Annotated in this window: 1 pseudogene; it reads left to right on the forward strand. The window is 58.7% G+C overall.

Annotated elements, in window-relative coordinates:
• Window positions 1-389: 389 nt before the first annotated feature.
• Window positions 390-526: pseudogene (locus tag EN906_RS38735) on the forward strand (carbohydrate ABC transporter substrate-binding protein); the annotation flags it as partial.

Genomic DNA, 526 nt, shown 5'->3' on the forward strand with positions numbered 1-526 from the left:
GGCCGAAGCCTCCCGCTTCAACCCGTCTTCCCCGTTCGCCGATATCCGTATGCTGCTGCCGCCGGCACCGCCGATCCGGAAGGTGATGGTGAGCACCAGAAGGGTCGGTTGAGAAGCCGAGGCGACCCCACGTCCTGGTCACAATCGGCCTGAACAGCTTCGGTAAGCCGACCAGCGAGCCGCGCTTCTCCAACGTTTTCAGACATCGCGATAAGCATGCTGCGGCGCAGCAACGAATTCGCTTGCTTTGTTTAGTAAAAATTGCATCACTAAACAAATTACTAAACATCCGCAGCATAACCGCGCAGCCATGTTTGGGCCCCTGAGGAGAGGGGTTGAGGGCTTTTTGAAACCGTCATCCGGGCGCGTTTCGCAAATGGGAGGAAGTCATGAAATCGAGCTTGAAACTGGCGTTGGGACTGACCTCGGCGATCACAGCGTCGACAGCCGTCTCGAACGTCGCGCACGCTGAAGACCTGACGCTGTGCTGGGCCGCCTGGGACCCGGCCAACGCGCTTGTCGAACT

The organism is Mesorhizobium sp. M7A.F.Ca.CA.004.06.1.1, from assembly GCF_003999135.1.
In the GTDB taxonomy this organism is placed as follows: Bacteria; Pseudomonadota; Alphaproteobacteria; order Rhizobiales; family Rhizobiaceae; genus Mesorhizobium.